This is a genomic window from Sanguibacteroides sp. AM78-02pH3A (assembly GCF_027666085.1).
Classification (GTDB): Bacteria; Bacteroidota; Bacteroidia; order Bacteroidales; family Marinifilaceae; genus Gabonibacter; species Gabonibacter massiliensis.
Window position 1 is genome coordinate 1 of record NZ_JAQEHX010000022.1, and the last position, 1,946, is coordinate 1,946.

The following is a 1,946-nucleotide window of genomic DNA, read 5'->3' on the forward strand; positions in this document are numbered from 1 at the left end:
TGGCAATCCAACCTGTTTGTATTAGCGTAGCTTAGAATTAAAAGATAAGATGACATGAACACGAGTGTTTTTTTTCACGTTGCTGAATACGAGATGAAACAGCAGGGCCGAAGTTGGCTTTTCCGTTTTTTCGCCTTGTTCTCGTTGGTGGGGATCGTGTCTTGTCACGTTTACTGGCAGGGTCCTGGGGCGGGAAACTGGAAAATGGTTGCTTTTCCCTGTTCCATGCCCCTGGTTAACGCTTACCTTTATAGCGTTATTCAATCGTTGTTCCTGGCGGTGATGATGTCGGAAATTCCCCGTCGGTTCGATCACCGGGGTTCCCTGGAAGCGTTGTTGGCTCGCCCGGTGAGTAACACGACTTATCTCTGGGGAGTGGTCACGGGAAACGGGTTGCTTTTCCTTTCGATGAACGTTGTCGTGATCCTGTCCAGTGTTTTTCTCGTGAACTTGACGAGTTTGGCCCCGGTTAGCTGGTCGTGTTATCTTTTTTACCTGTTGACGCTTACTCTTCCTTCCTGGCTGCTCGTGGCCGGTTTTTCCTTCTGGTTAAGCAGTGTCACGGGTTCCCGTTATCTCGCTATCTTTTTTTCCCTGGCTTGGTTGATTGGTTGCCTGTTCTGGTTGCCTCACGTTCAACACGGGATGTTCGATTACACGGGTAGCGGCGTGCCTAATCTATTCTCGGAGCTTGTGGGTCATTTAAACCTTCCCCGTTATTTACTGCATCGCCTGGCTTACACGTTGTTGGGCCTGGGTTTGTTGGCCTGGAGCGTGAGTCGTTTCAAACGAATCCCGAATTACCGTTCGAGCCGTGAAACTCAGGTACTCGTCGGTTTATTGTTTTTTTTAGCGGGGTTGGGCGGTGCATTTTTGCTGGAGAATTCTTTTTACCGTGATCGTTCCGCTCGTGAAGATTATCGTTCGAGTTTCTCCCGTCACTGGCGGGAGGAGACCTGCCGGGTAAAGAAACACGCTATCCGGTTACTGCAGAGGGGTAAAAAATTAAAAGCGGAGAGTAATCTCTTGGTTTATAACCCTGGAAAAGCGTCTTTGGATCGTGTCGTTCTTTTCCTTAACCCCGGTTTGCGTGTCTTGTCGGTTAAATCCGGGGGGAACGCCTTGTCTCACGATCGTGATGGACAGGTGATCACGATCGATCGTTTTCTGTCTCCGGGCGATACCTTGTCTTTAAGTATCGATTACGAGGGAACGATAGACGATCGTTATTGTGACCTGCACTTGCCTGATAAGGACCACGAGGCTGTTTTTTATAACGATTGTTTTTTCCCGACGGGTCGCCGCGGTTCTTTCGTGGAGAATAATTTTCTCCTTTTGACGCCGGCGAGTGGCTGGTACCCGGTGTCTATTCCCCCTTCTAATCCTTTCATGCCTTTATCGACGGGTCGTGATTTTACCCTTTTCACGCTGGAGGTGGAAAACCCGCTTCAAAAGACGGTAGTCTCCCAGGGAGTCCCGTGCAAGTTAAATGACGGCATTCGTTTCACGAGTCATAACCCGCTGAACGGGATCTCGTTGTACGGGGCGAACACGTTGAATTACACGGCGCCGGTAGACACGAGTTTCGGTTTCCGTTTTAACCTTACGAGCTGGGGTCGTGACTTGGCGCGGATGTTCTCTGGTATCAGTCAACGTTTTTTCACCTCTTTCTGGCGTAGCGAAACGATCTATCACTGGTACGATTACAGGAGGTTTCCCAGGATGGGGTGGTACGAATCCCGTAACCCATACCTTCATTTCTCGGAGGTGCCGGTCTCTTTCCGGTTGTCTTCCGGCGTGGGTAAACCGCTGGCGGGTTTAACGGAACCGGGAATCGTCTTTTTCCGTGAACGGGGATTCGAGTACCGGATGCTCGATGTCGTGACGGGGGAAAAGGTAAAGACGGGGGATGAATTTTTCGCGGTGTTTAACCCCTTGTACCAGTC

Annotated in this window: 1 protein-coding gene; it reads left to right on the forward strand. The window is 50.3% G+C overall.

What is annotated here, in order from left to right; genetic code table 11:
• Positions 1–54 precede the first annotated feature (54 nt).
• A partial coding sequence (locus tag PGR74_RS14035; RefSeq protein WP_270517381.1) for an ABC transporter permease/M1 family aminopeptidase occupies positions 55–1,946 on the forward strand: 1,892 nt, incomplete at its 3' end.